This is a genomic window from Microcoleus sp. OTE_8_concoct_300 (genome assembly GCF_031383065.1).
Taxonomy (GTDB): domain Bacteria; phylum Cyanobacteriota; class Cyanobacteriia; order Cyanobacteriales; family Microcoleaceae; genus Microcoleus.
In genome coordinates this window covers 1-2,033 of the sequence record NZ_JANMZH010000914.1, presented here as the reverse complement: position 1 = coordinate 2,033, position 2,033 = coordinate 1, and the positions used below count along the sequence as shown (strand labels likewise).

The window sequence follows — 2,033 nt, the reverse complement described above, 5'->3', positions numbered from 1 at the left end:
GCTTGATGTTAGTTCGACAGATAATATCAATATTATCGCTCAAAAAATTAAGGATTGGTGCGAAACCAGACCTGAAATTGAAGAAAATTTAGAAGGCAAAATTTATCGGGCGGGTGCGGGCGGCGGTGATAGCGATGCACCTGAAGAAATCGTCAGGGAGTTTTACGAAACGCTGAAGGAAAATCAGATTCGACTGGGTTTGCCTCCGTCGTCTGCGCCGCCTGCACCGCCAACAAATAATCCACCAACACCTTCCTAGGATAGAAACCATAAAAATCTTGTGCGGTGGGCATCTTGCCCGCCCCAAATATCTGATACAAATACTCGAAAACATCTCACAAAATTGATTATGAGCCAAGAATGGCAAATTAAAAATTCCAGCATTAGCCTCTATCCTTTCCACCTGCGGGATGATAGGGACGAAGGTTATAAGCAAGTAGCAAAAAATGCTCAATTTTTGTGGGAAAATCTAGCAGATAATGTCGGCAAAGAATTTAACATCAACGAACTCAAATCCCTCAGAGACAAGCTAATTTGCTACAAAAACGGCGTCTATTATCCAGACGGCGAAGAGGAAAATCTGACTCGGGACAAATTGCTGATTCCCGATGGAAAAACTTTGAAGTTCCAGCCAATTACTCAGCCAGACAACCAGAAACTTGATGGTTCTATCAATGCTCTGCGAGTTCAGGATACTTACACCGCAGACTTGACATTTTACTATAAAAATGTCACAATAAAAGTAGCGGACTTAACTCGATTAAATCCCGAAGGTTGCTTGTTGCCAAATGCAATTCAACCGTCTCTGGGACAGACATTATTATTATACGCCGCACCAGCAGTTTATAATACTTACCGGAAACTAGCTGACGAATCTGTTAAAGCTTTTGTACAGGATAAACAGCCAGCATCGGTAGACTTTCGCGCCGAAGGAAAGTTATTCGGGAGTCCGATTTTTGAGTATGACAGCCGAGAAGATGATGCGCGTCAGCGGTGTCACATTTTAGTATGGTTGCAAGACAATCCCCAAACTTTGAAATCCGCAACGCCAGCGTTTTATTCTTACTTGATGAATCTGCTGTGCTCTCGCGCTAAAATTGTATTTGTTTATGGCGAAGTTAGGAAAAAGTATCGCAAAGCACAGCAAATAGTGGGCGAGTTAGAAAAGAAGCTTCCCGAATTGGATGCAATAGAAAGCGAACAAAATCCACAAGTTAAGTTGCAGAAGTTAAAGGAGTTGCTGGCTGAAGTTCGCACTAAAATGTTGGCTTTTGCTAAGCAGGTGCGGTATTTGCAAGAAGATAGAAATACCATTGATACTAATGCTGAAAATTATGGTGAGGCGTTGACAAGAATTAGAGGTTTGTGCATCCAAGGCGACAATCTGGATTTTTGGCAGAGGTTTCTAGATTTAGCTGAGGATAAGTATCACCGGGAAATTGAAATAGATTTAAATTACCTGATTGCTAGTCAAAATTTGTTCCAGCAGTCGATATCCACTGTGCGGGGGATGGTGGAAATCGAACAGGTGGAATTGGACAGGGAACAGATGGAATTATACCAGCAACAGGAAGACAGGGAGAAAAGGCGATCGCCAGCTTGAGAATATCATCTTTTTTGTCGGAACTGCGATCGGCGGCGGACAAATCTTTTCCGCCGCCTATCCTCTAATCAAGGATACACGGATTCAATGGCAACCCGATTTTTCTCTACCGCTGCATCCCTTTGCTGCGACAATTATCTTGAGTGTGCTGTTTGGTTTAGGATTTGGCTTGTTAACTCTGCGTATCGTCGTGTGGGTAAGGAAAATTTTTCCCGATAATTTGGATTTATGACTTATGCCTAAAACCAAAGAAACCGGGTTTTTCGGGGTTTTTGGGTGGTATAACTTATATGTTGCAGCATTCTTAAGAACAGGCAAGATGCCTGTTCCACAAAGAGTCAATTTTTTGTGGGGAGTAGGGGTTGGGCTTCTTCGCCTCAGTATTCTTAGGAACAGGCAAGATGCCTGTTCCACAAAAGACCTCTTGCAA

General features: G+C 42.7%; 2 protein-coding genes. Both read left to right on the top strand.

Annotation, left to right across the window (positions count from 1 at the left end; genetic code table 11):
* On the top strand, positions 1 to 259 hold a 259-nt coding region (locus tag ACUVJL_RS39160; RefSeq protein ID WP_445250743.1), incomplete at its 5' end, for a hypothetical protein.
* A gap of 90 nt (positions 260 to 349) precedes the next feature.
* The gene (locus ACUVJL_RS39155; protein WP_445250742.1) at positions 350 to 1,603 is read left to right on the top strand and encodes a hypothetical protein; all 1,254 of its coding nucleotides are present in this window, start codon (positions 350 to 352) and stop codon (positions 1,601 to 1,603) included.
* Positions 1,604 to 2,033 lie beyond the last annotated feature (430 nt).